Source organism: Geothrix sp. 21YS21S-4 (genome assembly GCF_030845995.1).
GTDB lineage: Bacteria > Acidobacteriota > Holophagae > Holophagales > Holophagaceae > Geothrix.
In genome coordinates this window covers 16,247-42,352 of sequence record NZ_CP132719.1, presented here as the reverse complement: position 1 = coordinate 42,352, position 26,106 = coordinate 16,247, and the positions used below count along the sequence as shown (strand labels likewise).

Below are 26,106 nucleotides of genomic sequence, written 5' to 3'. Positions count from 1 at the left end.
GGGGGCGCCGGGCGCCCCCTCTTCACGCAGGAACCGAAGGTCTACTTGACCTCGATCTCCCGGCTGCGGCCCGCCTTCTCGAAGGTCGCCATCTGGGCTGCGACGCTGGACGCCGGGGCGCCCTGCTTCACTTCCGCCAGAACCGGACGCTTCTCCTCGCCCGAGCCGAACCGGCTCTCGCCCATCACCGGGTCCAGGGCCGGAATCAGGATCAGTTCCCCGGGCGCGCCTTCGGGGGCCTTGCCCGCGACGATATCGGAAGCGTGGGCGAGGAATTCTTTTCCGGGCTCGGCGCCGAGGTAGCGGAGGTCGAACCACGCGAAGCCCGGATCGCGGAGCAGATCCAGATCATCCTTCCCCAACCACGCGACCAGGTCGCCCAGGACCTTCGCCGGAGCCGGGTCCGCCGCGCGCCGGGACTTGCGCTCGCCGTTCACGTCCGCTTCCTGCGGCACGTTGCCGATCCAGGCCTGGGCGCGGCGGACCCACAGCGTCAGCACCGCCTTCTGCTCCCCGAAGCCATCCGGCACCCGCACGGGCTTGGTCTTGCGGCCCTTCCGGGCGGGCGCAGGCTCGGCCCAGGAGGGCGCCGCGGCGTCGACCTTGGGATCCGTCAGGAGGCCCTTCACCTTCAAGAGGCGGCCTTCCAGCCCAGGCGCCCCGGCCTTGGCGGCGGCGCGGGCGGAGGCCTGAAGCGCCTTCCAGTTGCCGTCGAACAGGAGCTTCTTCCCGTCCGCGCCGTATAGCCCATGATTCGCCCGGAGGCGCGCCAGGTAGGCCTCCGCCGCCGGGACGCCGCCCCGCGCCTTTTCGGGCAGCCCGGCCTGCGCGTCCACCAGGGCCTGCAGCGCGTCGCGCACTTCCACCGCCTTGGGGTGGCTGCGGTAGTAGCCCAGTTCATGGGCGGCGAGGGCCGTGCGGTGGAGGGAGTACGCGAACTTCCGCTGGCTGGGGCGGAGCTGGTCGAAGGATTTGGGGGCGCTGGGCTCCTCCACTTTCGGAGCAGGAGGCTCGGCCTGCGGCGTGGCCTGAACCGGCTCCGGAGCCTGCACGGGCTCGGGAGCCGGCGGAGGAAGGGGCGTCTGGGCCGCGAGGCCCGATCCGACGATGACTGCCAAGATCCAACGGCGCTGCATAGGAGGCTCCTCGCACGAAGCCACTAGTATGGGGCGCGGGCCCCTTTCACGCTTCGACCGGAAGCTCTACCAGGCGCTCCAGACTTTGTCGGAGCTGCTTTAGATCGAAAGGTTTACCCAGGTAGGGGACCTGGGTGCTCTCGAGGAAGCCGCGGGTCTTCACGTCGAAGGAATCGCCGGTGGTGTAGAGGATCCGCCGGGCCATGGCGGGCGCGTTGGCCTGCAGCCATTCGTACAGGTCCATCCCCGACAGGCCGGGCATGCGGATGTCCGATACGATCACGTCGAAGCTTCCCCGCTGAAGCTCCTCGACGGCCTCTTCTCCGCGGGAGCTGGACACCACCTCCAGGCCCCAGGATTCGAGGGCGTCCACCAGGCATTCCAGCAGGAAGGCCTCGTCGTCCACCACCAGGGCCCTTCGGCCCGCCAGGCCTCCGCCGGCGGAGATTGGCGCAGGGGCCCCCACGGGCGCCGCCTCCAGAGGAAGTTCCAGCAGGAAGGCGTTTCCCACGCCCTCCTGGCTGCGGACGGTGAGCCGGCCACCATGCTGCCGGGCGATGATGTCGGCCACCGGCAGCCCGAGCGCCTCGGCCGTGGGCGAGGCGGCGGGATCGAACACTTCGGCCTGGCGCGCCTCGGAGAGCGGCTCCCCGGAATCCTGGACCACCAGTTGGAGCCCGTCGCCCGTCGCCCGCGTGGCCACCCGGAGCCGCTTCACCGGCGCTAAGGCCGCAGTGCGGATCCCGTTCAGCAGCAGATTGGTGAGCGACAGCAGGACGAGGCCGGCGTCGAGGGCGGTCTCCGGCAGGCTGGGCTCGAGGTTCAGTTCGATGTCCACGTCCGCGCTTCGGGCCTGGAGCGCCACCAGGGCCGCAGCCTCTTCCACGAGGCGGTTGAGCTGCGTGGCCGTGCGCTGCGGGGTGGGGGGATTCAGGACGGTCTGCAGGGGCCGCAGAAGATCCTGGACCGAATCCACGGCCTTCACGAGACGGGCCGCCTGTTCCGCCTGGTGGGGCTCCAGGGCGGATTCGGCCAGCAGCCGGCCTTCGACCAGAACCGGCGTCAGGCGGTTGGCGGCTTCGTGAAAAAGGGAGGGAACGAGCCGGCCCAGGGCCTCGTGCCGCTGGGCATGGACCAGCCGGTCCTCCAGGGCGCGGGTCTCGGTGGCGTCCCGGACCAGGGCCGAGAAGGCAACCACGCGGTCGTCGGCGCCCCTGACGGGAGCGAAGGTAATGCTCGCGGGGAACGCGATCCCGCCCTTGCGCAGGCGGATGGTCGGCATGTCGCGCACCACCTGCCCGCGGATCGTCTGCTGGATCACCTGCTCCAGTTCGCCCACCAGGTGGTCGGGCGTGAGCTGGGCCATGCTGCGGCCCACGATCTCCGGCCGCGAATAGCCGAAGATCCGCTCGGCGGCGGCGTTCCAGGTCAGGATCTTGGCATCCGCGGAGAACGAGATCACCGCCTCGCCCATGTTCTGGATGAGGCCCTCCAGGTACTTCCGCGTCTTGAGGTTGTCCTGGTTCGCGCGCTCCAGCTGGGTGTAGAGCTGGCCCAGCTCCTGGTTCTTCTTCTCCAGGGCGTCCTTGCTCTCCTTCAGCTCCGAATAGAGCCGCGCGGTCTCCATGTTGGATTTGAGGGCGTCCTCCAGCAGCTCCTGGGCATCGGCGACCTTGCCGGGCACCAGGTCCGCCACGCTGACGTTGCTGTGGCGGAGGATGGTGGTGTCGGGGGCGGTTTCCGGTTCCGTTTCGGGAGGCGGAGGCAGCTCCCGCATGCTGGAGCGGACATTGGACTCGATGAGATTCAGCATCTCGTCGAAGTCCTTGATCTTCTTGTCGAGGTGGTACTTGCGGAAGGTGTAGCCCACCGTCTCGCGGGTGATGGACAGGAACGTGTCGAGGACGCCCGTTCCGCGGTTGGCTACGGATTCGAAGTAGGGGACGCTGCGGAAATTCAATCGCCGGTTCATGACGCCCACCGGCATCGCGTCGGACAGGTCCCGCTTGTTGTACTGGATGACGAAGGGGATCTGCTTGATGTTCAGGCGGTTGGCATTGAGGTTGTGGTACAGGTTCGACAGCGAGTCGACGTTGTCCTGCATCTTGGTTTCGCTGGAATCCGCCACGAACACCACGCCGTCGGCGCCGCCCAGGACCACGCGCCGGCTGGCGTCGTACTGGACCTGGCCCGGCACGGTGTAGATCTGGAGGTGGATCGCGTTGCCGTAGATGTAGCCCAGATTGATGGGCAGCAGGTCGAAGAAAAGGGTGCGGTCCTCCTGCGTATTGACGGAGAACATCTCGCCGCGGTGCGCTTCCGCGCACATGGCGTGAAGCGATTTCAGGTTCGTCGTTTTACCCGAGAGACCCGGTCCGTAATAGACCAGTTTGAGGAGGATCTCGTTCGCTCGGGTGTTGAACTGAACCATGGGTTCGCCGGAAAAAAATAATGGGGACAAGCCTACCACGGGGGTTCGGAGAGCAAAGCCCTCCCGGATTATCCTCCCGAGCCCCGTGCTAGCATGATGTTTTTCATCCTTCCGAGGTTTCGCGCGAAATGACCGTCCTGCTGCCCGTCGCGATGTTCCCGTGGCTGGGCCCCGCCCGCGGGAAGGGGTTCTAGGCCCCCGATGAGCATTCCGGCCCACGTCGCGATCATCATCTCGGCATCCCTTCCAGGGATACGCGAGGCCGCCCACGGGGAAGCGGCTGCTTTGAACCCGCAGCCGGACCCACAATGAGCATTCCAGCCCACGTCGCCATCATCATGGACGGAAACGGCCGCTGGGCCGCTCAGCGCGGATGGCCGCGGATCAAGGGGCACAAGGCGGGCGTCCAGGCGGTGGAGCGCATCCTGGAAGCGGCCTCCGACGCCGGGATCCGGCACCTCAGCCTCTATGCCTTCTCCACGGAGAACTGGAAGCGGCCTGCCCAGGAAGTCGGCGCCCTGATGGCGCTGCTCCGCATGTACCTGCGGATGTTCGTCCACCAGCTCAGCCGGAAGGGGATCCGCTTCCATCACCTCGGCGCCCTGGAGGGGATGCCCGCGGGCATCCGGACCGACATGCGCGCCCTGGAGGAGGCCACGGCCGGAAACGCGGGCATGACCTTCCACTTGGCCGTGAACTACGGCTCCCGGCTGGAACTGGCCCAGGCCGCCCGCCGCTGCATCGAGGACGGCCTCCGGCCCGACCAGGTGGACGAGGCCGCCCTGGACTCCCGCCTGTGGACCGCCGGCGTGCCCGACGTGGACCTGCTGATCCGGACCAGCGGCGAGCACCGGATCTCCAATTTCCTCCTGTGGCAGTCCGCCTACGCCGAACTCCACATGACGGACCTCCTGTGGCCCGATTTCGGCCCCGCCGAACTGCGGGCGGCGCTCGACGACTACGCCCAGCGCGAACGGCGCTTCGGGGGAATCTGATGGAACGGACCACGCCCAAGATGGACACGAAGAACCTGGCCGTGCGGGTGACGTCGGCCCTGGTCTTCGGCGTTTTCTTCTTCACCCTGCTGTGGTTCGGGGACCGCTCCTGGGCCTCCTGGACCTACCTGGCCATCATGGCCGCCACCGCGGCCCTGGGCGTCCGCGAGCTGACCCTGATGGCCCGGGTGCGCCGGTTCAACCCCTCGCTGGCGGCGGGCACGCTCGTGGCCTGGGGGATCCTGGCCCACTTCTTCCTCGCCTCCGGAAACCTGGATCCGGTTCCCCTGTGGCTCATCTTCGCCGCCGGGGCGCCCGTGATCCACTTCGGGGCCCTCTTCTTCGACAAGGACCTGGACGAGGCCCTTCCCAGCCAGGCCATCACCTGGCTCGGAGCCCTCTACCTGGGCTTCGGCCTCGGCTTCCAGCAGAAGCTGTTCATGCTCCAGGGCACCCTGCCGAAGACCGGCAGCCGGCTGATCCTGGCCCTGTTCATCATCACGTGGTTCGGCGACACCGCCGCCTACTTCGTGGGCAGCTACTTCGGCCGCCGCAAGCTGGCGCCCCGGGTGAGCCCCAAGAAGAGCTGGGAGGGCGCCTTCGGCAACCTCGGCGGCAACCTGCTCGGCGCCTTCCTGATGCAGGCGACGGTCTGCCCGGAGTGGTCCGCGGTGGACTGCGTCGCCCTGGGCCTTCTCCTGGGCACCGCCGGCCAGTTGGGAGACCTGGTGGAGAGCACCTGGAAGCGGAGCGTGGGCGTGAAGGACTCCAACGTCGGCGTGGGGATCCCCGGCCACGGCGGCATCCTCGACCGGGTGGACAGCCTGGTGTTCGCGGCGCCCGTGATGTACGCCTACGTCCACTTCGTGCACGGGTTCAACTGACGTGAGGCGCGTCGCCCTCCTGGGCTCCACGGGATCCATCGGGACGTCGGCCCTGGACGTGGTCCGGGCGCATCCCGGGCGCCTCCAGGTGGTCGCCCTGGCGGCCGGCCGCAACCGCGAGCTGCTGAAGGCCCAGTGCGAGGCGTTCCGTCCGGCCTGCGTCTCCGTGGGCTCGAAGGAGGACGCCGACTGGCTCCGGGCCGCCCTGTCCCATCGGCCCGAAATCCACTGGGGGGCCGAGGGTCTCCTGGCCTGCGCCCTGCATCCGGACGCCGACACGGTGGTGGCCGCCATCGTGGGCAGCGCCGGGCTGGCCAGCACCGAAGCCGCCCTTCGCGCGGGGCGCCGGGTCTGCGTGGCCAACAAGGAATCCCTGGTGGTCGGCGGCGCCCTCATGCACGCCGCCGCCCTGGCCGGCGGCGGGGAACTGCTCCCGGTGGACAGCGAACACGCGGCCCTCCATCAGTTGCTGGACGGCCGGGACCGGGCTTCCCTCCGGGAGGTCCGGATCACCGCCAGCGGCGGCCCCTTCCGGGAGTGGCCTCTGGCCCGGATCCAGGCCGCCACGGTGGAAGAGGCTCTGAACCATCCCACCTGGAAGATGGGCCCCAAGATCACCATCGACAGCGCCACCCTGATGAACAAAGGGCTGGAGGTCATCGAGGCCTCAGTCCTCTTCGGATTGACCGCCGACCAGGTGGGCGTGACGGTCCACCCCCAGAGCCAGGTCCACGCCATGGTGGGCTTCGCCGATGGGAGCTACCAGCTCCAGGTCTGCGCCAATGACATGCGCCTCCCCATCCAGTACTGCCTCCTCTATCCCGAGCAGGGTCCCGGCCCCGTGGCGCCCTACGCCTGGGAGGAGGCCCGGACCTGGACCTTCGAGGCCCCGGACCTGGACCGCTTCCCCTGCCTGGCCCTGGCCTTCGACGCCCTCCGCGCGGGCGGGACGGCGCCGGCCCTCCTCAACGCCTCCAACGAGGTGGCCGTGGCTGCCTTCCTGGAAAAGCGCATCGGATTCTGGGACATCCAGGCCTGCAACCGGGAGACCCTAGCCGCCCTCTCCCCGGGCCCGGCGGGGTCCCTCGCCGAGGTGCTGGATGCGGATCGCGCCGCAAGGCGTCATGCTGAAGGATGGGTCCGGACCCGGGCCTGATCACCCTGGATGTCCATGAAGCGCGCCCCCCTCGTCCTGTCCTTCGCCGCCATCTCCCTTGTCGCCCTCAAGCTGCCGGGCGCCGGGTTCTGGGGGCCCATTCTCATGCTGGGGGGCCTGGTCTTCCTGCACGAGGGCGGCCATTTCCTGGCGGCCAAGTGGATGGGGATGCCGGTGGAGGTGTTCTCGCTGGGCTTCGGCCCCCGGCTCCTGGGCTTCAAATGGCGGGAGACAGACGTCCGCCTGTCGGCCCTTCCCCTGGGCGGCTACGTGAAGCTGGCCGGTTTCAACCCCGAGGAACCGGGCGCCGAGGATCCCTACGGCTTCCTCCAGCAGCCCTTCGGCAAGCGGATGCTGTTCTACGGCGGCGGCATCCTGGCGAACCTGGCCACCACGCTCGTCCTGTTCGCGCTGGTCGGCATCCACCAGGCGCGCATCACCAAAGTGCAGGAAACGTGGACCGTGGTGGAAGTGCTCAAGGGCGGTTCAGCCGAACAGGGCGGACTCAAGGTGGGCGACGAATTGCGCGGGATCGGGGAGCTGAACTTCCCGGGCGCAGAGTGGGAAGCGGCGGTGGCCTACATCCAGGCCCGCCCCGGCCAGCCCGTTCCCTTCCGCCTGACCCGCGACGGTAAAGCCCTGGAACTCCCCCTCGTGCCTCGGGCCGAAGGCGGAAAGGGGCGCCTCGGCTTCATGCCGCTGCCCGTTCCCACGCCCCTGGAATTCCGTCCCTTCCAGGCCGGCGACCTCCTGACGGGCGGTCGCTACGCCGTGGAGACCTCCGGCCGCCTCACGGCCCAGGTCTTCGGATTCCTCAAGCGGCTGGTGACCTTCCAGGCCCGCAGCGCCGAGGTCGCCGGTCCCATCGGGATCCTGCGCCAGGGCAGCCGCGCGGCCGAGCACGGATGGGAGACCTTCCTGTTCATGTGCGGAGCCATCAGCCTCCAGCTCGCCATCCTCAACGCCCTTCCCATCCCGGCCCTGGACGGCGGCCACATGGCACTGCTGATCTTCGAGAAGGTGCGGCGCAAGGAACTCACCGTCGACCTGAAGGAGCGGATCCTCACCGGCGGCTTCGTCCTCCTCGCCTCCCTGATGGTCCTAGTGATCTTTCTGGACCTGATGAAGCTCAGGAAATAGGCTCGCCCGGACCCTCGGCGGCCCGGTCCCGGGGCAGCAGGATCCGGAAGGTCGTGCCGCGGTCGGGCTCGCTTTCCACCCGGATGGCCCCGCGGTTCTGCTTCACGATGCTGTGGACCAGGGCGAGGCCCAGGCCGGTGCCCTTGCCCCGGGACTTGGTCGTGAAGAACGGCTCGAAGATGTGGGGCAGCACTTCCGGCGCCATCCCGCTGCCGGAATCGGCCACCTCCACCATCGCGTAGTCGCCCGGCTCGGCGCCTTCCCAGGCGGAAGCCTCCTTCGGCGTCAGAGCCACGTTGCGCGCCGTCAGCCCGATCCGCCCCTCCCCCGGGATCGCGTCGCGGGCGTTGACCACCAGGTTGGTGATCACCCGCTCCAACTGCGTGGGGTCCACTCGCACGGGCCACAGCCCGGCCTGGGGCCGCCACCTCACCTCGATGCGCGCTCCCACCAGGCCGCCCAGGACGCCCAGAAGTCCTTCGACCGCCCGCTCCAGGTCCACCTCCACGGGATGGGCGGGCTCCTGCCGGGCGAAGGCCAGCATCTGGCCCGTCAGCTCGGCGGAATGGCGGGCGGCCTTGGCGATGTCCTCCAGGTATTTCCGCTCGGGGCGGTCCGCGGCCATCTGGTAGAGCGCCAGATCGGCGTTCGCCAGGATCACGCCCAGCATGTTGTTGTAGTCGTGGGCGATCCCGCCCGCGAACCGGCCCACGGTCTCCATCTTCTGGGCCTGGTGCAGCTGGCCTTCGAGGCGGGCCCGCTCGCGGATGTGGCTGTCCTGGACGGTGATGTCCCGGCTGATCCCCAGCACGCCCGTGACGGCGGTGCCCCTCCGAAGGGGCGTGCGCAGGGTCTCCAGGAGCACCCGTTCGCCCGAATGGGGGAACGTCACCCAGGTCTCCTCCACCGTGGGGCCGTCCGCCAGGATGGCTTCCCGATCCTTCCGGCGAAAGGTGTCCGCCAGCTCCGGCGGAATGAAATCCTCGTCGCGCCGGCCCAGGATGTCCGCCTCCTTCGCCCCGAAGAACCGCTCGCAGGCCTGGTTGCAGGCCTGATAGAGGCCGTCCGCGTCCTTCACCCACACCAGGTCGGGGATGGCGTGGATGAGGGTGTGGAGGCGGGTCTCCCGGTTCACGGCCTGGCCCAGCAGCCGCCTCACCATCAGGAACAGGATGATGGCCGTCAGGATCACGAAGGCCCAGCCCTTGAGGATCCCCACGCTGATCCGCCGCGCCGCGTCCGGGACCATCGCCTCCAGCAGGCGGTCGGACACCAGGATCCAGAGGCCGGACGCCAGCGCGTACATGACCGCGATGCGCGCGCCGCCCACCGTGGCCGGCGAGGCGCCGCGGCGCGACAGGCGAATGAAGGGGGGCTCGGCCAAAGGATCGTCCGGTTGCCCAAGAGGCTAGCGCACTCCGGGGCGGGTCAGAGGCCCAGGCGCTCCTTCAGCCGCGGCGTGACGCTGCGGCTCACTTCCAGATCCACCCCTTCCCCCACGCGGACCGACACGCGGCCCCCCTCCAGGGGACGGAGCCCCAGGACGGATTCCGGGCGCAGGAGGAGATGCCGCTGAATCCGGATCAGCTCGATCCCCGGGAAGGCCGCCTCCACCTCCGCCAGGGTGGTCCAGGACGTGCGGTGGCGGCTCCCGGCGGCCCAGGCCCACACCACCTCTTCCTCCACCTCGAAATGGCTGGTGCGCCGCAGGTCCAGGAACACGTGGCCTTCGCCCGCCCGGACCGGAAACCGCGGCACCGCTCCGCCGGGCCCTTCGCCCCGCCGGCCGGCGCCTTCCCGCAGCCGGACCAGGGTCTTTTCCAGGCGGTCGGCGGAGACCGGCTTCAGGATGTAGTCCGCGGCGGCAGCCTCGAAGGCGCGGACCGCGTGTTCCGAGTGGGCGGTCACGAACACCACCGGCAGCCCGGGTCGGCCCTCCGCCAGTTCCGCCGCCACTTCAAGCCCCGTCGCACCGGGCATCTGGATGTCCAGGAAGAAGGCCTCCACGTCGTGGGACTCGCGCAGCCAGGCCAGCACCGCCGCCCCATCCGCCAGTTCCGCGCGCACGTCGCAGCCGGCCTCGCGCAGGAGGCGGGCCAGCCGCGCCCGGGCCAGGGGTTCGTCGTCGGCGAGGGCCACGCGGAGCGGTTTCATCGGCGGGTCTCCAGGCGCTCCAGCGCCACTTCAGCGAGGGTGGCGCTCCCCTCGGGCCGCAGGTGGAACCGGGCCTGGGAGCCATAGGCCAGGGCCAGGCGCGCCTCCAGGTTCTGGATTCCCACGCCGGTCCCCGGGACGAGCCCCATCCCCCGGCCGGTGTTCACGACGCGAAGGCGGAGGCCGGCGCCCTCCCGCCGGAGGGAGATGACGATCTCCCCGCCGCCGGGATGGGGCGCGATGCCGTGTTTCAGGGCGTTTTCCACCAGGGGCTGAAGGAGGAAGGGCGGGGCTTCGATCCCGTCCAGAGCCTCGTCCCATTCCCAGCGCACGGCGAGGCGGGTGCCCAGGCGGAGCTGCTCCACCGCCAGGAAGCGCTGCACCAGGGCCCGCTCCTCGCCCAGGGGCGCCTTGGGCCGGTCGCCGTGGCGGAGGAGCGCCCGGTACAGCTCCGACAGATCGAGGATCCCCTGCTCCGCCGCCGCGGGATCCTGGCGGACCAGCTCCGCCAGCCCGTTCAGGGAGTTGAACAGGACGTGAGGACTCAACTGGCCGCGAAGGAGGACCCACTGGGCTTCCTCCAGGCGGGCCTCGGCGGCGGCCTTCTCCTCCTCCGTGATGACCGCGAAGGAGATGATCGCCCCGATGATGGTCATGAGGGGGGTGCCGGCCAGGAGCTGGACCAGGACCACGCTGCCCAGGCCGACCTTCGCGCCCCGAGCCAGACCCAGCGCCTCGGCCTTGAGGCTGGCGTTCCGCACCAGCAGCCAGCTCAGGGCCGTCAGCAGCAGGATCACGGCGGAGTTGAACACCAGCGCCTGGACCAACCCCCGTCCGAAGGGCGCGCGCGGCCGGTCGTCCCCGCTCCACCGCCAGGGCAGGGGGGACAGGAAGCCGTACGCGAAGGACACCAGGAAGGGCGTGAGCAGGGCGTTGGCCAGGGTGCCGGAATGGCGCGCCTGGAGCCCCGCGGGGACCACCACGAACTGGAGGCCGATGAAGACGGCCGCGAACACCAGGACGACCGCCCAGGGCGTCCGCTTCCGCAGGCGCGACCGGAAGTGCTGCTGGAGGGGGCCGAGACGCATGGCTTCCAGGATGACCGAGGCGGAGGGGAGGGCTACCCTTGGAGCCCAGCGGCCCCCTTCCGCCGCCCGCCGGAAACGGAGCCCCGCCCGGCGGCACCCAATCGCCATCGCCCCGACTTCGACGGAGTCCCCAATGCGCCCTCTCGCCTGCCTCGCCCTTGCCGCCGCGGTGTCCGCCGTGGCCGCGCCCGCCGAAAGGAAGGTCCCCATGTCCCTCTACGACGTCACGCTCAACACGCTGGACGGCAAGCCCGAGTCCCTGGCCGCCTTCAAGGGGAAGGTCGTCCTCGCCGTCAACGTGGCCAGCCGCTGCGGCTTCACGCCCCAGTACGCGGGGCTGCAGAAGCTCTACACCGAGTACAAGGACCGCGGGCTGGTCATTCTCGGTTTCCCCTCCAACCAGTTCGGCGCCCAGGAACCGGGCACCGCCGGCGAGATCCAGGCCTTCTGCGAGAAGAACTACGGCGTGACGTTCCCCCTGTTCGAGAAGCTGGACGTGAAGGGCGCGAACCAGGCGCCCGTGTACCGGTTCCTCACCGCCAAGCACGGCGAGCCCGCGTGGAATTTCCACAAGTACCTGGTGGGGAAGGACGGCCAGGTGATCCAGGCCTTCGGCAGCCGCGTCGCGCCGGACAGCCCCGAGCTGCGGGCCGCCATCGAAGCCGCCCTGAAGTAGGGCGGACCTGAAGCCTCACTTCACCGCGACGGCGGCCGGCGGCGTCTGCTGCATCTCGATGTAGAGCGCCTTCACGCCGTTGATCAGGAATTGCATGGCGACGGCGGCCAGGATCAGACCCATCAACTTGTTCACCACCTTGGTCCCAATGGCCCCCAGCCGGGAGAACACGGCGGGGGCCTTTCGCAGGAAGAGGTAGACGATCCAGGCGTTCAGCAGGATGGCGAGCAGGACGACGCCGTACTCCCACCAGGTCACGCCCGCGATCATGCCCATCACCGTGGACAGGGTGCCGGGGCCCGCCACCAGCGGGATGCCGAAGGGGATGATGGCGAAGTCCTCCGGCAGCTTGCGGCTGGCCTCGGCCTTCTCGTCCTCGGTGCTCCGCTCGCGAGGATCCTCGCCGTACAGCATCGAGATGGCGCGGTAGAGCACCAGGACCCCGCCCACGAACCGCATGGCGAGGGCGGTGAACCCGAACAGGCTGAAGATGAACTGGCCCACCAGGGCGAAGGCCAGCATGGCCGCGCCCGCCGTCAGCGCGGCCTTCTTCGCGCTACGCCGCAGGGCCGGATTGTCCATGCCCGCCGTGGCGCTGGCGAAGATGGCCGCCGCGCTGATGGGGTTCAGCACCGAGAAAAGGGAGGTCGCCACGCCGAGCGCGAAGGACCAGGTGGGCAGGGGGCCGAGGGCGGGCATGGAGGGAGTCTACAGCTTCCGGTCAGCCGCCTCCTTTGCAAGTAGACTGCCCCGATGCGCGACCTCGAAGCCCTGCGGGACCAGCACAAACGGCGCCTGTCGTGGATGCCCTGGCTGTATTTCGCGTTGAAGCCGCGGCATCGCGCCTGGGCCGAAGCCTGGCAGGCGGATGTCCAGGCCCGGCTGCTGGCCCAGGAGACCGTGCGGCTGGGAACGGGCTGTTTCATCGCGCCGAAAGCCGCCATCTTCGGCGAACCGGGCCGGGCCGTGGTGCTGGGCGACCGCTGCGCCATCGCCGCCCAGGCCTTCCTCCACGGCCCCATCACGCTGGGGAACGACGTCAGCGTCAATGCGGGCGCCCGGCTGGACGGCGGGCGGAAGGGTCTCGTCGTCGGGGACGGCACCCGGATCGCCAGCGGCGCGGCCATCTACGCCTTCGACCACGGCCTCCAGCCCGACCGCGACATCAAGGACCAGCCCGTGCGCTCCCGGGGGATCCGGATCGGCCGGGACGCCTGGATCGGCGCCAATGCGGGGATCACCGACGGCGTCCAGATCGGCGATCACGCCGTGGTGGCCATGGGCGCCGTGGTGACCCGGGACGTGCCCGAATGGGCCATCGTGGCCGGCGTTCCCGCAACCGTGGTGGGGGACCGCCGGGACCGCTGACGCGTGGTTCCCTGCGACACCGCGGCAAGCACGCGTTGCATTTAGCGCGGAACGGGGCCTTTCGTTCCACTTCAAAGCGTTTATTTGCTTGGTTTCCATGTTTGGCACGCGGCGTGACCTTCCATAGGCGGGACAGCTCGTCCCGTTTCGAGAAGGAGGCCCCATGCGACGCCTCGCCCTGCTCGCTCTCGCGACCCTCGCCGCCTTTCCCCTCTCGGCCCACGGCCGATGGGAGCGCCGTCGTCCCGTGGTGATGGTGGAACCCTGCCGCCCCTATCCCCGATGGGAGGCCCGCCGGTGGGACCGCTGCGAACCCTACGACTGCGCCCCGGACCGGGTGGTCCTCCGCCCTTTGCCTCCCCCGCCGTGCCGCCCCTTGGTTCCCTTCCGTGGGCGCGTGGAGCTCTGGATCCGCTGAGGCCTCCATTGGACAGGCCCTGTCCATCCCAGGGGTAGATCCTGAAAGAGCACCCGGGACTCGTTTCTCCATCTTTTTTTCGTGTCGGACTTGACTTGACGAAAAAAAGACGAATATTGGAGAAACGGAACAGATGGAGCCCCTCATGCGGATCCCCCCTCGCGCTTTCGGCTACAAGTTCAGCGGCTACTTCATGGAATACGGCCCCATCGAGGCCGACAGCCTCGAGTCCGCCAAGGCCCAGATCCGGAGCCGGCTGGGGATCACCCGCCTGCCCCAGGGATTCCAGGTCTGGGACTTGACCGAACGGCCCCTGGCCCGGTGGCGCGTGGACGCCGCGAGTTGAAGCCGGGCCCCTTTCTGGTCTTTCAGGCCTTCCGCGCCTGCCACCAGGCCACGCCCTCGGCCACGTCCTGGGTGATCTGATCCCGCAGTTCGTCCACGGAGGCGAAGCGCACCTCGCCCCGCAGCCGGTGCAGGAAGCGGACTTCCAGTCGGCCTCCATAGAGGTCGCCTTCGAAGCCGGGAATGTGGGTTTCCACCGTCAGGCGGCGGCCTTCAAACGTGGGCTTCTCGCCCACATTGGTGAGGCCCAGCCGCGACCCGCCCTGGTGGGGAAGGAGCGCCTCGGTGACGTAGACGCCGAAAGCCGGCATCTGTTCCTGCTCCCAGGCCAGGTTGGCCGTGGGGAAGCCCAGATGGCGACCCCGGCGATCGCCTTCCACCACCACGCCCGTCAAAGCGTAGGGATGCCCCAGCAGTTCCTTCGCGGCGGCCACTTCCCCGCGGTCGAGGGCCTGGCGGATGCGGGTGCTGGACAGGCGCCCCCCATCGGGCGCGCGGAGGGCCAGGGTGGAGACCCGGCAGCCGTGGGCGGCGCCCCAGGCCTCCAGGGTCTCCACGGATCCGCTGCGGTCGCGGCCGAAGGCGAAGGCCTTTCCGACGTGCAGCTCCGCCGGGGACAGAACCCGCCCCAGCCCTTCGAGAAAGGCGGCGGGACTCAGTTCCGAAAAGGAGCGGCTGAACGGGATCACCCACGCGAGATCCACGCCCTCGGACGCGAACGCCGCCAAGCGCTGGTCGAGGGTCATCAGCAGCTTGGGCTTGCTCTGGGGGGCCACCACCACGGCGGGATGGGGGTCGAAGGTGACCACGGCGGACCGCAGCCCCAGCGCCCGCGCGCGATTCGACGCGATCCGCAGCAGTTCCCGATGGCCGGCGTGGACGCCGTCGAAGATCCCGAGGGTGAGGACGACGGGACCCGCGGCGGGCGCGGCGTCGAGAGCCTTATGCCAGACGTCCATCATTCGGCATCCTGCTGCTCGGCCGGCCACGCCAGGCTGGTGATGATGCTGCCCGCGAGGATCGCGGCGATCACCAACAGGCTGTAGTGAACGGGGATCTTCACCCATTCCGCGGCGCACATCTTGAGGCCCACGAACGCCAGCACCACCGCCAGGCCCGTCTTCAGCCGATGGAAGCGGTCCATGGCCTTGGCGAGCAGGAAGTAGAGGCTCCGAAGGCCGAGGACCGCGAAGATGTTCGACGTATAGACCACGAAGGGATCGCGGCTCACGGCGAGCACGGCGGGAATGGAATCCACCGCGAAGACCAGGTCCGTCACCTCGATGGTGATCAGCACCAGCAGCATGGGCGTGGCGTAGCGCCGGCCGTCGCGAAGGGACCAGAAGTGCTCGTGACCCCCCTTCTCGTCGTAGGGGACGAAGCGGCGGAACGCGCGCACCAGCGGGTTCTGGGTGGGATCGGGCCCCGATCCCTTCGTCAGCAGCATCCGGATGCCCGTGAAGATCAGGAAACCGCCGAACACGTAGATCATCCAGTGGAAGCGGTTCAGCAGCGCCGTTCCGGCCAGGATCATCGCGGCCCGCATCAACAGAGCGCCGAGCACGCCCCAGAACAGCACCCGGTGCTGGTGCCGCAGGTCCACCCGAAAGCTCTGGAACACGAGGACGAACACGAACAGGTTGTCCACGCTGAGCGACTTCTCCAGGACGTAGCCCGTGAGCCACTCCAGTCCCTTCTGCGTGCCTTCCGCCTGGAAGATCAGCCCGTTGAAGATCAGCGCCAGCCCGATCCACACCGCGCTCCAGATCCCCGCCTCCTTCATGGAGGGCGCGTGGATCCGCCGGTTGAACACGCCCAGGTCGAGGGCCAGCATCAGGAACACGAAGGCGTGAAAGCCCCCCCAGGCCCACCAGGGAGCGGCTTGCAGCAGGGCGTCGACCAAGGTGCCTCCAGGCCTTCCAGCTTAGCGAAGGGGGGAAGCCCCCCGCCGGCCCCCGTGGGATGATGGCCCCGTGAGCCTTCCGCGCCTTTTTCTGCACCTTCCCGCCGGGATTTCCCCCGTGGAGAACCTCGCCGTCCCGCTGGACTTCGACGCCGCAAAACACCTGCGCGCCCTTCGATTGAAACCGGGAGACGCCCTCGAACTCGTGCTGGGCGAGGCTCCCTGGACGGCGGACCTCGCGGAACTGGGGCGGGAGCGGGCCCTCGCGCGGCTGGTCGCCCCCCTCCAGGAGGACCGGGAACCGCCCATCGCCCTCCAGGCCTGCTTGCCGCTCCCGGCCCAGCTCAGCCTGTTCGACGAGTGGATCCCCCCGCTGGTGGAACTGGGCGCGATCCTCCTCCAGCCGGTGATCTACGCCCGCAGCGAGTTCGACCCCGCCAAGACGGCCGCCCGCATGGAGCGCTGGGCCCGGCTCGTCCAATCCGCCTGCGAGCAGAGCCACCGCACCCGCCGGCCCGAGTTGCGCCCGCCCGTTCCGTTCGGCGCCCTCCTCGGGTGGGACTCCCCGCAGAAGTGGGTGGCCTACGAGCTCGCCACCGGCGAGGCGAACCCCGTCCTCCGGCGGGAGCCCCTCGCTTTCACCAGCGGACCCGAAGGCGGGATCACCGACGCCGAATTCGCCGCGCTGTCCGCCGCGGGATGGCGATCCGTGAGCCTCGGCCGCAGCATCCTCCGCGCCGTCACCGCCCCCGTCGCCCTCCTGGGCGCCGTTCAATTCGCGTTGGGACAGGCTGAGATTCCGATCACGATTCCTGCGTCAAAAACGCAAGAGCAGAAATAACGACCCTTGGTCCATTCAAGAAATAGGAATGAGGGCCGATGAGGTCTCCTGTGCCCGGACCGGCGGACGTCGGACGGGCGAGGAGATCTTTCCCATGAAGCTCGCGAGCCTGCTCTCCGCCGTGGTCCTGTCGACCCTCTCCCTTGCCGCCGGGGACTACGATGCCCTCGGGAAGGCCATGCGCCACGCCCTCCCCCAGGCCTCGACCGTGGCCGTGGTGTGCGATTCCACGAGCAGCAAGGCCGCCGTGGAAGCCATCAGCGGCGCCCTGCCGGGAATGAAGGTCATCGTGGTGGACGTCAAGGGCCAGCAGGACATGGGCAAGGCGCTGACCACCCTGGGCAGCCGCCATCCCGACGCGGTGGTCCTCGTGGCCGGCGACAAGGTAGCCGGCGACGGCAGCAGCGCCGCCTCCTTCCTGATCCAGCGGATGGCCGCCGCCAAGGTCCCCACCGTCGCCACCACCGAAGCCGCCGTCCGCCAGGGCGCCGTCCTGGGCGTGGGCCCCGGCACCGGCGGCAAGCTCCTGGCCAACGCGAAGGTCGCGGCCCTCACGGGCGTCATCATTCCTCCGGGCGCCAGCCAGATCTGATCCGGCTCCGTCCGGCGATCCCTGCGAAGGCCCTTTCCGAGGGCCTTCGCGCATTTTGAGGCGAGGAGAGGCCCCATGCCGAGCAAGTTCTACCCCGACCATCCCGGCGAGCTGCATCCCGAGGCGGAAGCGCTGCTCTCCCGGCTGTCCGCCGAAAGCGGACCGCCCCTCTCCGTCCAGAGCCCCTCGGAAGCTCGCCAAGGGTTCCTGCCCCGGGCCTGGGCCGGCGAGCCCCGGCAGGACGTCGCCGTGCGCTCAGCCCTCGCGGGAAGCGTCCCCCTTCGCATCGCGACGCCCCCGGGCCCCGGCCCCCATCCCGTTTTGGTCTTCTTCCACGGGGGCGGCTTCGTCCTGGGGACCCTCGGCGAATTCGAGCCGCTCTGCACCCGCCTGGCGGCCTGCGCCGGCTGCATCGTGGTGTCCGTGGGCTACCGCCTCGCGCCGGAGGCTCCTTTTCCCGCCGCGGTCGAGGACGCCTGGATCGCTCTTCAATGGACGGCCAGTGAAGCCGCGTCCTTCGACGGGGACCCCGCTCGCCTGGCCGTGGCAGGCGACAGCGCCGGAGGCAACCTGGCGGCGCTGGTCGCCCTGCGGGCCCGGGACGAGGGGACGCCGCGGGTGCGCCACCAAGTCCTGATCTGCCCCTGGACCGACCTGTCGTCCGGGGCCGAAGCTGCGGAATCCTTCCGGCACTTCGGAAGGGGCCCCTGGCTGTCGGCGGAGAGCCTCGCCTGGTACCGAGCGCACTACCTCGCCCACGCGGACGGGCGAGCCGCTTCGCCGCTATGCGCGGTCCACGGCGCGGGCCTTCCGCCGGCGACGATCCTCACGGCCGAATGCGACATCCTGGCGGATCAGGGCCGGGCCTACGCGGATCGCCTTCGGACCCTGGGCGTCCCGGTGACCCATGCGTCCTACGCCGGGATGCTCCACGATTTCATCCTCTTTCCCGCGGTCTTCTCCGCCGCGGAAAGAGCCCTGGACCGGATCGCCCAGGCCCTGAAACGGGCCTTCGCGGAACCCTGAGGCCGCCGCGGCGCTCCGCTTCTGCACGGGTGCGCTCATCAGCCCCAGGTGAGGGCGAAGGCCTGGAATCCCTCTCCTTCCCAGCGGAGGGGGTGGGGCTGGAACCGCGCCGTGGGGGCGGTTCCGGACTCCACGCCGAGGCCCGCGGGCCACACCGTCGCGGGTCGCAGGTCGGGCCTCGCCTCCGCCAGCCACTCCCGGTGGGCCTCCGCCTCTTCCGGCAGCCAGGAACAGACGGCGTAGATCAGCAGCCCCCGGGGCGCGAGGCGGTCCGCGGCGGCGGTCAGGAGCCGCCGCTGGAGCCCGGTGAGGCGGGGCAGCTCGTCGTGGGCCAGCCAGGGCCACTCGGGATGTTTCTGGAGGGTGCCGCTCCCGCTGCAGGGGGCGTCGACCAGGATCAGATCGAAGGCCTCCTCCGTTCGCTCCAGCCATTCGGCCGCGTCCGCCTGGATCACCTCCGCCTCGACCTCGCGCTGCTGGAGCGTCAAGCGGAGACGGGCGGCGCGCCGGGGGTGGGCTTCCAGAGCCGTGATTTCCGCGCCGGGATGGCGCCGGGCCAGGGCCGTGGTCTTGCCCCCGGGCGCGGCGCAGGCGTCCAGGATGCGGGCCACGGGCCGGTTCCAGGCGTAGGCGAGCAGCGCCTGGGAGGTGCGGTCCTGGACCATCCCCGCGCCGGATTCCAGCCAGGGGCGCGGGAAAGAGCCGCCCTCGGCCATCCGCAGGGCGGAGGGCACCTCCAGATCCGGAACCAGACCCTCGGGGGATTCGCCCTTCAGCACCCGGAATGCGGGGCGGGGGGGCTGCTGGAGGCGGGCCCACAGGGCTTCCAACTGATCCGCGGCGCCGTGGGGGGCCAGGGCCATCCGGAGCGCCTGCTCCACGGCGGGGGAGCGGTCCAGGGAGGCGGGAAGGGCCTCCAGCTGGGCGGCCAGCGCGGCGCGGTCCTTGGCCGCCCGGCGGAGCAGGGCGTTGACCAGTCCCTTGTGGGGAGGGAAGCCCAACTCCCGGTCCGCGGCCAGGAGGACGGATTCGTTCACGGCGGCGTGGTCGCTCACCCCGGGCAGCCACGCGAGCTGGGCCAGGCCCATGGCCAGGGCCACCTGGGTCCCCAGGGGCACGCCCCGGGATGGGTCCTTGAGGTTGGGCTTCACCCAGGCCTGGAGGCGCCCCCAGCGGCGGAGGCAGTGGCCCAGGAGGGCCTGCGCCAAGTGAGCGTCCTCCCCGAGGTCCCGGTCCCAGATGTCCGGAACCCGTTCCCCTTCTCCGAACACGCCGTGGAGGGCGTGGGCGACGTGAAGGCGGGCGGGTGTGGGCATGGCACTCCAGAAAAAACCAATTCCGATTATGGCCCAAGGCCCCATATTGACCCTTGGCGCCGCCAGGCGCCTCCCCAACGCCAAGACCCGTCCCGCACAACCTGGAAAAAGGAGACAGCGTGAAGACAACCGTGGAAGGTCTCGCCCTCGCCTACACCGACCGGGGAACCGGTCAGCCGCCCCTGCTGTTCGTTCACGGCTTTCCGCTGTCCCGGGGCGCGTGGGACAAGCAAGTGGAGGCGTTCTCCGCCACCCACCGCGTCCTGGCCCCCGATCTGCGGGGGCTGGGGGAAAGCGAGGGCTCCAAAGGCGCCGTCTCCATGGACCGCTACGCGGAGGACCTGGCGGCGCTCCTGCGGGAGTGGGAAACGGGTCCCGTGGTCTTGATCGCCCATTCCATGGGCGGCTACGTGGCCCTGGCCTTCCAGGCGCGCTTCCCCGACCTCCTGCGGGGCCTGGTTCTGGTGGGCACCCGGGCCGGCGCCGACACCCCCGATGCCGCCACCAAGCGCCGGGCGACCGCCGACAAGGTGCGGAAGGAAGGGCCGGGCTCGGTCATCGACGACATGGCCCCCAAGATGCTCGCCGCGGACAACCCCGATCAGGCGATGGCGAAGGAGGTGCGCGCCCTGATGGAACCCTCCCGGGCCGAAGGCGTGGCCGCCGCGCTGCTCGGCATGGCGGACCGGCCCGACCGCACGCCGGGACTCTCCCGCATCGGCGTGCCCACCCTCGTCGTCACGGGCGCCGACGACACGATCATCCCGTCCAGCGAATCCCAGCGCCTCGCGGAGGCCATTCCCGGGGCCGAGCTGGAGATCATCCCCAAGGCCGGCCATCTGGTCGCCTACGAGCAGCCGGAGGCCTTCAACCGCCGGCTGAAGACCTGGCTGGAGCGGCTGCCCGCCCGCTAGGGCCCGACCTCCGCGGGGTTAAGCTATCCCCGTCGCCCGCGGAGGCCCCATGGCCCACAGCTATCCCCTCACCGTCGCCTGGACCGGCAATACGCTGGACAAGGCCTACACCCGCAACGCCACCGTGACGGCGCCGGGGAAGGCCCCCATCGCCGTGAGCAGCGCGCCGGAGTACGCGGGCGACGCCGCGCGATGGAACCCGGAGGACCTGCTGGGCTCCGCCCTCGCCACCTGCCACATGCTCACGTTCCTGGCCCTCTGCGCCAAGGCCCAGGTGCCGGTGGTGGGCTACGAGGACCGCGCGGAAGCGGTGCTGGACATGGTGGACAAGGTCACGCGCATCACGAAGGTCCACCTCCGTCCCGTGATCCGCGTCCCCCGGGGCACGGGCATGGCGAAGGTGGTGGAGCTGTTCGAAAAGGCCCACAAGTACTGCTTCGTCGCCAATTCCGTCACCTGCGAGGCCGTGCTGGAACCGCGCGTGGTGGAGGTCTAGCCCCCGATGCGCTGTCCCTTCTGCGGGCACCTCGAAGACAAAGTGGTGGACTCCCGGGAGTCCCGCGAAGGCGATTCCATCCGCCGCCGCCGGGAGTGCCTCTCCTGCGCCCGGCGCTTCACCAGCTACGAGCGGGTGGAGGAAGTGCCTCTGGTGATCCTCAAGAAGGACGGCCGGCGGGAGCCCTTCGACCGCCAGAAGCTGATGAAGGGCCTGCTGCTGGCCTGCCAGAAGCGGCCCGTGTCCCTCGCCCGCATCGAGGAGCTGGTGGGCGATCTCCAATCCCGCCTGATGGAGCGACCCGATCGCGAGATCCGCAGCCGGGAATTGGGCGAGCTGATCATGGACGAGCTGAAGGGGCTGGACCAGGTGGCCTACGTCCGCTTCGCGTCGGTCTACCGCGACTTCAAGGACCTGCCGGATTTCGTGAAGGCCCTCGAGGGCCTCATGCAGAAGGAGGCGGGCGGCGGGCGCGCGGAGCGGCCGGTCGCCGCCGTCGAACCCGCCAAACCGGTGCCCCAGGCCCTGTTCCCGAGCGAGGCGGAGGCCTCCATCCGGAGGCCGCGGCGGAAGTAGGGGTATTCTGAAGGCCGAGGTTTTTTCCGTGGCCGACGATCTCCTGCTGCCTTCCCCTCCCGACGAGCAGCCCAAGCTGCCCGAAGAATTGCCGGTGATCCCGCTGCGGGACGTGGTGGTCTACCCCTACGTGATCCTGCCCCTCAGCGTCAGCCGGGAGAAATCCATCCGCGCCGTGGACGTGGCGCTGGTGGAGCACCGCATGGTCCTGCTCCTCTCCCAGAAGCAGGTGGAGATGGACAACCCCAAGCCGGACGAGCTGTACCACGTGGGGACGGCCGCCCTGATCATGCGGGTCCTCAAGCTGCCGGACGGCCGCATCCGGGCGCTGGTCCAGGGGCTCCAGCGGGTGCGCGTGGAGTACTTCACGGAGACGGAAAACGTCTTCAAGGCGCGGGTGGAGCCCCTCGCCGAACCCGAGATGAAATCGCCGGACCTCGAACAGGACGCCCTCCTGCGGAGCGTGAAGCAGACCCTCGAGAAGGCCGTCGCCCTGGGCAAGACGCTGCCCCAGGAAGTGCTGGTGATCGCGGGCAACCTGGACAATCCGGGCCGGCTGGCGGACCTGGTGGCCTCCAACCTGGACCTCAAGCTCCAGCAGACCCAGGAGGTGCTGGAGATCGCCCATCCCGGCCTCCGCCTGAAGCGCGTGAACGAGCTGCTGATGCGGGAGATCCAGCTCCTGGAGGTCCAGCAGAAGATCACCCTGGAAGCCCGCGGCGAGATGGACAAGAGCCAGCGGGAGTACTACCTCCGCCAGCAGCTCAAGGCCATCCAGCAGGAGCTGGGCGAGGGCTCCGAGCTGGCCGAGGAGATCCAGGGCTTCCGCGACAAGTTGGCCCTCCTGAAGGTGCCCGAAGAGCCGCTCGTCGAGATCGAGCGCAACCTCCGCAAGCTGGAGCGGATGCACCCCGATTCCAGCGAGACGGCCGTCACGCGCACCTACCTGGAGTGGATGACGGAGCTGCCCTGGGGCAGTTTCACGGAGGACAACCTCGACCTGAAGCAGGCCCAGACGGTTCTGGATGAGGACCACTTCGGGCTGCCCAAGATCAAGGACCGCCTCCTGGAGTTCCTGGCCGTCCGCAAGCTCAAGCCGGACCTCCGCGGGACCATCCTGTGCTTCGTGGGACCTCCGGGCGTGGGCAAGACCTCCCTCGGGAAGTCCATCGCCCGGGCGCTGGGCCGGAAGTACGCCCGGATCTCCCTGGGCGGGGTCCACGACGAGAGCGAGATCCGCGGCCACCGCCGCACCTACGTGGGCGCCATGCCGGGCCGCATCGTCCAGGCCCTCCACCAGGTGAAGAGCATGAATCCCGTGATCATGCTCGACGAGGTGGACAAGATCGGCCGCGACATGCGCGGGGACCCGAGCGCGGCCCTGCTGGAGGTGCTGGATCCCGAGCAGAACCACACCTTCCGCGACCACTACCTGAACGTGCCCCTGGACCTCAGCCAGGTGTTGTTCCTGGCCAACGCCAACGAGCTGGAGCCCATCCACCCGGCCTTCCGGGACCGCATGGAAGTCATCACCCTCAACAGCTACACCCTGGAAGAGAAGGTCGGAATCGCCGAGCGCCACCTCATCCCCAAACAGATGGAGAAGCACGGCATTACGCGACAAAAGCTGTCCATTCCGAAGAAGGCGTTGAAGGCCATCATCACCGGCTACACCCACGAGGCGGGCCTCCGCCAGCTGGAGCGCGAGATCGGCGCCGTCTGCCGCAAGGTGGCCCGCCGGGTAGCCGAGAACACCCTGAAGAAGGCCTTCATCCTGGATCCGGAGGGCCTCCGGGAACTCCTCGGCCCCGTGAAGTTCCTCCAGGACGCCCGGCTGAAGGCGCCCCGGGTGGGCGTCGTGACCGGCCTGGCCTGGACCGCCGTGGGCGGCGAAGTCCTGTTCGTGGAAGCCCTCAAAATGCCGGGGAAGGGCGCCCTGACCCTCACCGGCCAGTTGGGCGACGTGATGAAGGAGAGCGCCCAGGCCGCCCTCAGCTACATCCGGAGTCGCGGTGAGGCCTTCGGGATCGACCCCGAAGTCTTCCAGAAGCAGGACCTCCACATCCACTTCCCCGAGGGCGCCATCCCCAAGGACGGCCCCAGCGCCGGCTTGGCCATGGCCACGGCCCTCCTGTCCGTGCTGAAGGGCCTTCCCGTCCGGAACACCCTTGCGATGACCGGCGAGATCGACCTCCGCGGCGAGGCCCTGCCCATCGGCGGCCTGAAGGAGAAGGCTCTTGCGGCCCTCCGGCTCGGCATCAAGGACATCCTCATGCCCGACGCCAACCAGAAGGATCTGGAGGAGATCGATCCGGAACTCCGCGACCAGTTGAGCTTCCATCCCGTGAAGCACGTGGAGGATGTCTTCGAGCAGGCGCTGATCGGATGGGTGCGGCCCATCCCTCCCAAATCAAGGAAAAGATAAATTTAGCCCTTCGTCTCCGCGACGGAGCCAGGGTCAGCATTGCCTCTTCCGAGGCCCTGCTGACCCTGGCCTTCGCTTATGGGCGCGATCGTGCCGGTACTGATTCCTCCCCATGCGCCGCCCTTCCATGACGGGGACAGGGAGCCCATGTTCCACGTGGAACGCGGCTGGGCTTCGGTAGACTGGAGTTTCGCGAGGTGGGCGTGGGCTTTCTCGATGGCCTGTTCGACAAATTCAGGCAGGGGCTGAAGCGGACCCAGGACGTGGTGCTCGCACCCATGGGCCGGCTTCTGGGGCTCCGGCGGCTGGACGCGGCCCAGCTCCAGGAACTGGAAGACCTGCTGCTCCAAGCGGACCTCGGCGTGAAGGCCGTGGATCAGCTGATGGATCGGCTCAAGTCCGAACTGAAGCGCGGAGATATCGATCCCAAGGCCATCCTCAAAGAGGAGCTGCTGAAGCTCCTCCGCCAGCAGCCCGCCGCGCCCTTTGCCGCCCGCGGCACCCAGGTCGTCCTCCTGGTGGGCGTCAACGGTGTCGGAAAAACAACGACCCTGGGCAAGCTGGCCGCCCACCTGAAGGCCCGCGGCGAGGGCGTTCTCGTGGTGGCGGGGGACACCTTTCGCGCCGCGGCCATCGATCAACTGGAACTGTGGGGCGAGCGGGCCGGGGTACCGGTCATCCGCAACCAGATGGGGGGCGACCCCGCCGCCATCGCCTTCGACGGCGCCGCCAGCGCGAAAGCGAAGGGCACGCCGTGGGTGCTGATCGACACCGCGGGCCGCCTCCACACCAAGGACCACCTGATGAAGGAGCTGGACAAGATCCGGCGCAGCCTCCAGAAGGTCATCCCGGAAGCCCCCCATCGGGTGCTGCTCGTCCTGGACGCCACCACCGGCCAAAACGGATTGGTCCAGGCGGAGACCTTCGCGCGCGTCGCAGGGGTTACGGACCTCGTCCTCACCAAGCTGGACGGCAGCGCCAAGGGGGGCGTCGTGGTTCCCATTTTGGAGCGCCTCAAGCTGCCCATCGCCTTCGTGGGCGTGGGGGAGGGCGTCGACGACCTCATCCCCTTCGACCCCGAAGCCTTCGTGGACGGCCTGCTCGATGTCTGAGTTGTCCCCCGAGACCGCCTGGGCCCTCGCCACCGGCGGCCCCTGGCCGGTACCCGAGGGGCTTTCCGGGGATCCGCACTTCATGGCCCTGGCCCTCCAGGAGGGGCTGAAGGGGGTCGGGCTCTCCAGCCCCAATCCCCCCGTGGGTTGCGCTCTGGTGAAGGATGGACGGGTTCTGGGGATCGGGTCCCACACCCGGGCGGGGGACCCCCACGGCGAGATCATGGCCCTGCGGGACGCCGAATCCCGGGAGGAGGACGTTCGCGGAGCCACCGCCTACGTCACCCTGGAGCCCTGCTGCCACCAGGGCCGGACGGGACCCTGCACCCAGGCCCTTCTGCAGGCGGGCATCGCCCGGGTGGTGGTGGGCGTTCGCGATCCCAATCCGCGGGTGGACGGGGGCGGAATGGCCATCCTGCGGGCCCAGGGGCTGCCCGTGGAGGAGGGCGTGCTGGCGGAGGCCTGCGCCCGCTTTCACGCTCCCTTCTTCAAGTTCATCCACGCCGGGTTGCCCTGGGTCAGCCTCAAGCTGGCGCTGGGTTCCGACGGAGCGCTCGGACCGGAGGGACAGCGCACCCAGGTCACGCCGCCCGCCGTCCAGCGGCTGGGCCACGCCCTCCGCCGGGCGTCCGAGGCCATCGTCGTGGGGCGCCGCACGGCGGAAATGGACGACCCCCAGCTCACGGACCGATGGCCCGCTCCGACGGCCCCCCACCGGACCTTCCATCGCGTGGTGGTGGATCCGGCGGGCCAGGTTCCCTCCACCGCTCGGATCTGGCAACCGGTCGCCGGCCAGCCCGCCCTGCGGGCCGTGACGGGAACCCCGGCGCCGCTCCGCGACGTGGAAGATCTGCACCTGCCGCCAGCCCCGAAGGGATGCAGCCTCCGCCACCTTCTTCATGAACTGGGCGCGCGCGGCGTGGGACGGGTGCTGGTGGAAGGCGGAGGCTCCCTGGTTCGGGATTTCCTCGATCAGGGTCTGGCCGACGAATTCCACTGCTTCCGGAGCGACGCGCCGGCCGGAGGGACGCCCCTCGATCTGCCCCTTCCCAGCTCCTGGGAACGCCGCGCGGTGGCCCGGTGGCCGGGCGGACGGTGGGAGGTCTGGCGGTAG

26 protein-coding genes are annotated in these 26,106 nt (G+C 69.6%); 17 read left to right on the top strand and 9 right to left on the bottom strand.

Features of this window, described 5'->3' with window-relative positions; translation table 11 throughout:
* Positions 1 to 41 precede the first annotated feature (41 nt).
* Both RAH39_RS00205 and RAH39_RS00200 read right to left on the bottom strand, forming a co-directional pair.
* Positions 42 to 1,136 carry a hypothetical protein gene (locus tag RAH39_RS00205; RefSeq protein WP_306590791.1) on the bottom strand — a complete coding sequence of 365 codons (1,095 nt, stop codon included), beginning with the start codon at positions 1,134 to 1,136 and terminating at the stop codon, positions 42 to 44.
* A 46-nt stretch (positions 1,137 to 1,182) separates the two neighbouring features.
* Complete coding sequence (locus RAH39_RS00200; protein ID WP_306590790.1) at positions 1,183 to 3,567, bottom strand: PAS domain S-box protein; 2,385 nt, start codon at positions 3,565 to 3,567, stop codon at positions 1,183 to 1,185.
* 308 nt (positions 3,568 to 3,875) lie between these two features.
* On the opposite strand from RAH39_RS00200, the gene uppS reads away from it, so the two are divergent.
* From uppS to RAH39_RS00180, 4 genes are read left to right on the top strand one after another with little or no spacing between them, the layout of a single operon-like run.
* Positions 3,876 to 4,562, top strand: coding sequence for a polyprenyl diphosphate synthase (gene uppS / locus RAH39_RS00195; protein ID WP_306590789.1), 687 nt, complete (start codon positions 3,876 to 3,878; stop codon positions 4,560 to 4,562).
* Complete coding sequence (locus tag RAH39_RS00190; protein ID WP_306590788.1) at positions 4,562 to 5,446, top strand: phosphatidate cytidylyltransferase; 885 nt, start codon at positions 4,562 to 4,564, stop codon at positions 5,444 to 5,446. The genes uppS and RAH39_RS00190 overlap by 1 nt, the downstream gene beginning before the upstream one ends.
* Before the next feature lies 1 nt (position 5,447).
* Positions 5,448 to 6,602: a 1-deoxy-D-xylulose-5-phosphate reductoisomerase gene (dxr, locus tag RAH39_RS00185; RefSeq protein ID WP_306590787.1), complete on the top strand. Its 1,155-nt coding sequence runs from the start codon at positions 5,448 to 5,450 to the stop codon at positions 6,600 to 6,602.
* 15 nt (positions 6,603 to 6,617) lie between these two features.
* Entirely contained in the window at positions 6,618 to 7,742 is a 1,125-nt protein-coding gene (locus RAH39_RS00180; protein ID WP_306590786.1) for a M50 family metallopeptidase, read from the top strand.
* On the opposite strand, the gene RAH39_RS00175 is transcribed toward RAH39_RS00180, so the two are convergent.
* Genes RAH39_RS00175 through RAH39_RS00165 form a run of 3 tightly spaced genes read right to left on the bottom strand, consistent with a single transcriptional unit; the run spans position 7,732 to position 10,984 of the window.
* Positions 7,732 to 9,126 carry a two-component system sensor histidine kinase NtrB gene (locus RAH39_RS00175; RefSeq protein WP_306590785.1) on the bottom strand — a complete coding sequence of 465 codons (1,395 nt, stop codon included), beginning with the start codon at positions 9,124 to 9,126 and terminating at the stop codon, positions 7,732 to 7,734. The two genes, RAH39_RS00180 and RAH39_RS00175, sit on opposite strands and share 11 nt — an antisense overlap.
* Positions 9,127 to 9,170: 44 nt before the next feature.
* Positions 9,171 to 9,896, bottom strand: coding sequence for a LytR/AlgR family response regulator transcription factor (locus RAH39_RS00170; protein ID WP_306590784.1), 726 nt, complete (start codon positions 9,894 to 9,896; stop codon positions 9,171 to 9,173).
* On the bottom strand, positions 9,893 to 10,984 hold the full coding sequence (locus tag RAH39_RS00165) for a sensor histidine kinase (protein WP_306590783.1): 1,092 nt from the start codon (positions 10,982 to 10,984) through the stop codon (positions 9,893 to 9,895). Before RAH39_RS00165 ends, RAH39_RS00170 begins: the two co-directional genes overlap by 4 nt.
* Before the next feature lie 133 nt (positions 10,985 to 11,117).
* On the opposite strand from RAH39_RS00165, the gene RAH39_RS00160 reads away from it, so the two are divergent.
* The gene (locus RAH39_RS00160) at positions 11,118 to 11,660 is read left to right on the top strand and encodes a glutathione peroxidase (RefSeq protein WP_306590782.1); all 543 of its coding nucleotides are present in this window, start codon (positions 11,118 to 11,120) and stop codon (positions 11,658 to 11,660) included.
* A 15-nt stretch (positions 11,661 to 11,675) separates the two neighbouring features.
* Here RAH39_RS00160 and RAH39_RS00155 read toward each other — a convergent pair whose 3' ends face one another.
* Positions 11,676 to 12,359: a MarC family protein gene (locus RAH39_RS00155; RefSeq protein WP_306590781.1), complete on the bottom strand. Its 684-nt coding sequence runs from the start codon at positions 12,357 to 12,359 to the stop codon at positions 11,676 to 11,678.
* A gap of 54 nt (positions 12,360 to 12,413) precedes the next feature.
* Here RAH39_RS00155 and RAH39_RS00150 point away from each other — a divergent pair, with 54 nt between their 5' ends.
* From RAH39_RS00150 to RAH39_RS00140, 3 genes are all read left to right on the top strand, one after another.
* Entirely contained in the window at positions 12,414 to 13,028 is a 615-nt protein-coding gene (locus RAH39_RS00150) for an acyltransferase (protein ID WP_306590780.1), read from the top strand.
* Positions 13,029 to 13,191: 163 nt separating this feature from the next.
* On the top strand, positions 13,192 to 13,446 hold the full coding sequence (locus RAH39_RS00145; protein ID WP_306590779.1) for a hypothetical protein: 255 nt from the start codon (positions 13,192 to 13,194) through the stop codon (positions 13,444 to 13,446).
* Between the two features lie 145 nt (positions 13,447 to 13,591).
* Positions 13,592 to 13,792 (top strand): hypothetical protein, encoded by a 201-nt coding sequence (locus RAH39_RS00140; protein ID WP_306590778.1) that lies wholly within the window; start codon positions 13,592 to 13,594, stop codon positions 13,790 to 13,792.
* Positions 13,793 to 13,814: 22 nt separating this feature from the next.
* Here RAH39_RS00140 and ribF read toward each other — a convergent pair whose 3' ends face one another.
* Together ribF and RAH39_RS00130 are read right to left on the bottom strand one after the other, a co-directional pair.
* Positions 13,815 to 14,750: a riboflavin biosynthesis protein RibF gene (gene ribF, locus RAH39_RS00135; RefSeq protein WP_306590777.1), complete on the bottom strand. Its 936-nt coding sequence runs from the start codon at positions 14,748 to 14,750 to the stop codon at positions 13,815 to 13,817.
* On the bottom strand, positions 14,750 to 15,694 hold the full coding sequence (locus RAH39_RS00130) for a TerC family protein (protein WP_306590776.1): 945 nt from the start codon (positions 15,692 to 15,694) through the stop codon (positions 14,750 to 14,752). Before RAH39_RS00130 ends, ribF begins: the two co-directional genes overlap by 1 nt.
* Before the next feature lie 70 nt (positions 15,695 to 15,764).
* Between RAH39_RS00130 and RAH39_RS00125 the strand changes: the two genes are divergently transcribed.
* From RAH39_RS00125 to RAH39_RS00115, 3 genes are all read left to right on the top strand, one after another.
* Positions 15,765 to 16,535, top strand: coding sequence for an RsmE family RNA methyltransferase (locus RAH39_RS00125; RefSeq protein WP_306590775.1), 771 nt, complete (start codon positions 15,765 to 15,767; stop codon positions 16,533 to 16,535).
* Between the two features lie 94 nt (positions 16,536 to 16,629).
* The gene (locus RAH39_RS00120) at positions 16,630 to 17,127 is read left to right on the top strand and encodes a type 1 periplasmic-binding domain-containing protein (RefSeq protein ID WP_306590774.1); all 498 of its coding nucleotides are present in this window, start codon (positions 16,630 to 16,632) and stop codon (positions 17,125 to 17,127) included.
* A 75-nt stretch (positions 17,128 to 17,202) separates the two neighbouring features.
* Positions 17,203 to 18,153 (top strand): alpha/beta hydrolase, encoded by a 951-nt coding sequence (locus tag RAH39_RS00115; protein WP_306590773.1) that lies wholly within the window; start codon positions 17,203 to 17,205, stop codon positions 18,151 to 18,153.
* A gap of 38 nt (positions 18,154 to 18,191) precedes the next feature.
* Here the strand turns inward: RAH39_RS00115 and RAH39_RS00110 are convergent, their stop codons facing one another.
* Entirely contained in the window at positions 18,192 to 19,469 is a 1,278-nt protein-coding gene (locus RAH39_RS00110) for a transcription antitermination factor NusB (protein ID WP_306590772.1), read from the bottom strand.
* Between the two features lie 119 nt (positions 19,470 to 19,588).
* Between RAH39_RS00110 and RAH39_RS00105 the strand changes: the two genes are divergently transcribed.
* The 6 genes from RAH39_RS00105 (at position 19,589) to ribD (ending at position 26,106) form a co-directional block, all read left to right on the top strand.
* Positions 19,589 to 20,383, top strand: a complete 795-nt coding sequence (locus RAH39_RS00105; protein ID WP_306590771.1) for an alpha/beta fold hydrolase — start codon at positions 19,589 to 19,591, stop codon at positions 20,381 to 20,383.
* A 49-nt stretch (positions 20,384 to 20,432) separates the two neighbouring features.
* Positions 20,433 to 20,879 (top strand): OsmC family protein, encoded by a 447-nt coding sequence (locus RAH39_RS00100; RefSeq protein WP_306590770.1) that lies wholly within the window; start codon positions 20,433 to 20,435, stop codon positions 20,877 to 20,879.
* A 6-nt stretch (positions 20,880 to 20,885) separates the two neighbouring features.
* On the top strand, positions 20,886 to 21,455 hold the full coding sequence (nrdR, locus tag RAH39_RS00095) for a transcriptional regulator NrdR (RefSeq protein ID WP_306590769.1): 570 nt from the start codon (positions 20,886 to 20,888) through the stop codon (positions 21,453 to 21,455).
* Between the two features lie 28 nt (positions 21,456 to 21,483).
* Positions 21,484 to 23,880, top strand: a complete 2,397-nt coding sequence (lon, locus tag RAH39_RS00090) for an endopeptidase La (RefSeq protein ID WP_306590768.1) — start codon at positions 21,484 to 21,486, stop codon at positions 23,878 to 23,880.
* A 203-nt stretch (positions 23,881 to 24,083) separates the two neighbouring features.
* On the top strand, positions 24,084 to 24,992 hold the full coding sequence (gene ftsY / locus RAH39_RS00085) for a signal recognition particle-docking protein FtsY (protein WP_306590767.1): 909 nt from the start codon (positions 24,084 to 24,086) through the stop codon (positions 24,990 to 24,992).
* Complete coding sequence (gene ribD, locus RAH39_RS00080) at positions 24,985 to 26,106, top strand: bifunctional diaminohydroxyphosphoribosylaminopyrimidine deaminase/5-amino-6-(5-phosphoribosylamino)uracil reductase RibD (protein WP_306590766.1); 1,122 nt, start codon at positions 24,985 to 24,987, stop codon at positions 26,104 to 26,106. Before ftsY ends, ribD begins: the two co-directional genes overlap by 8 nt.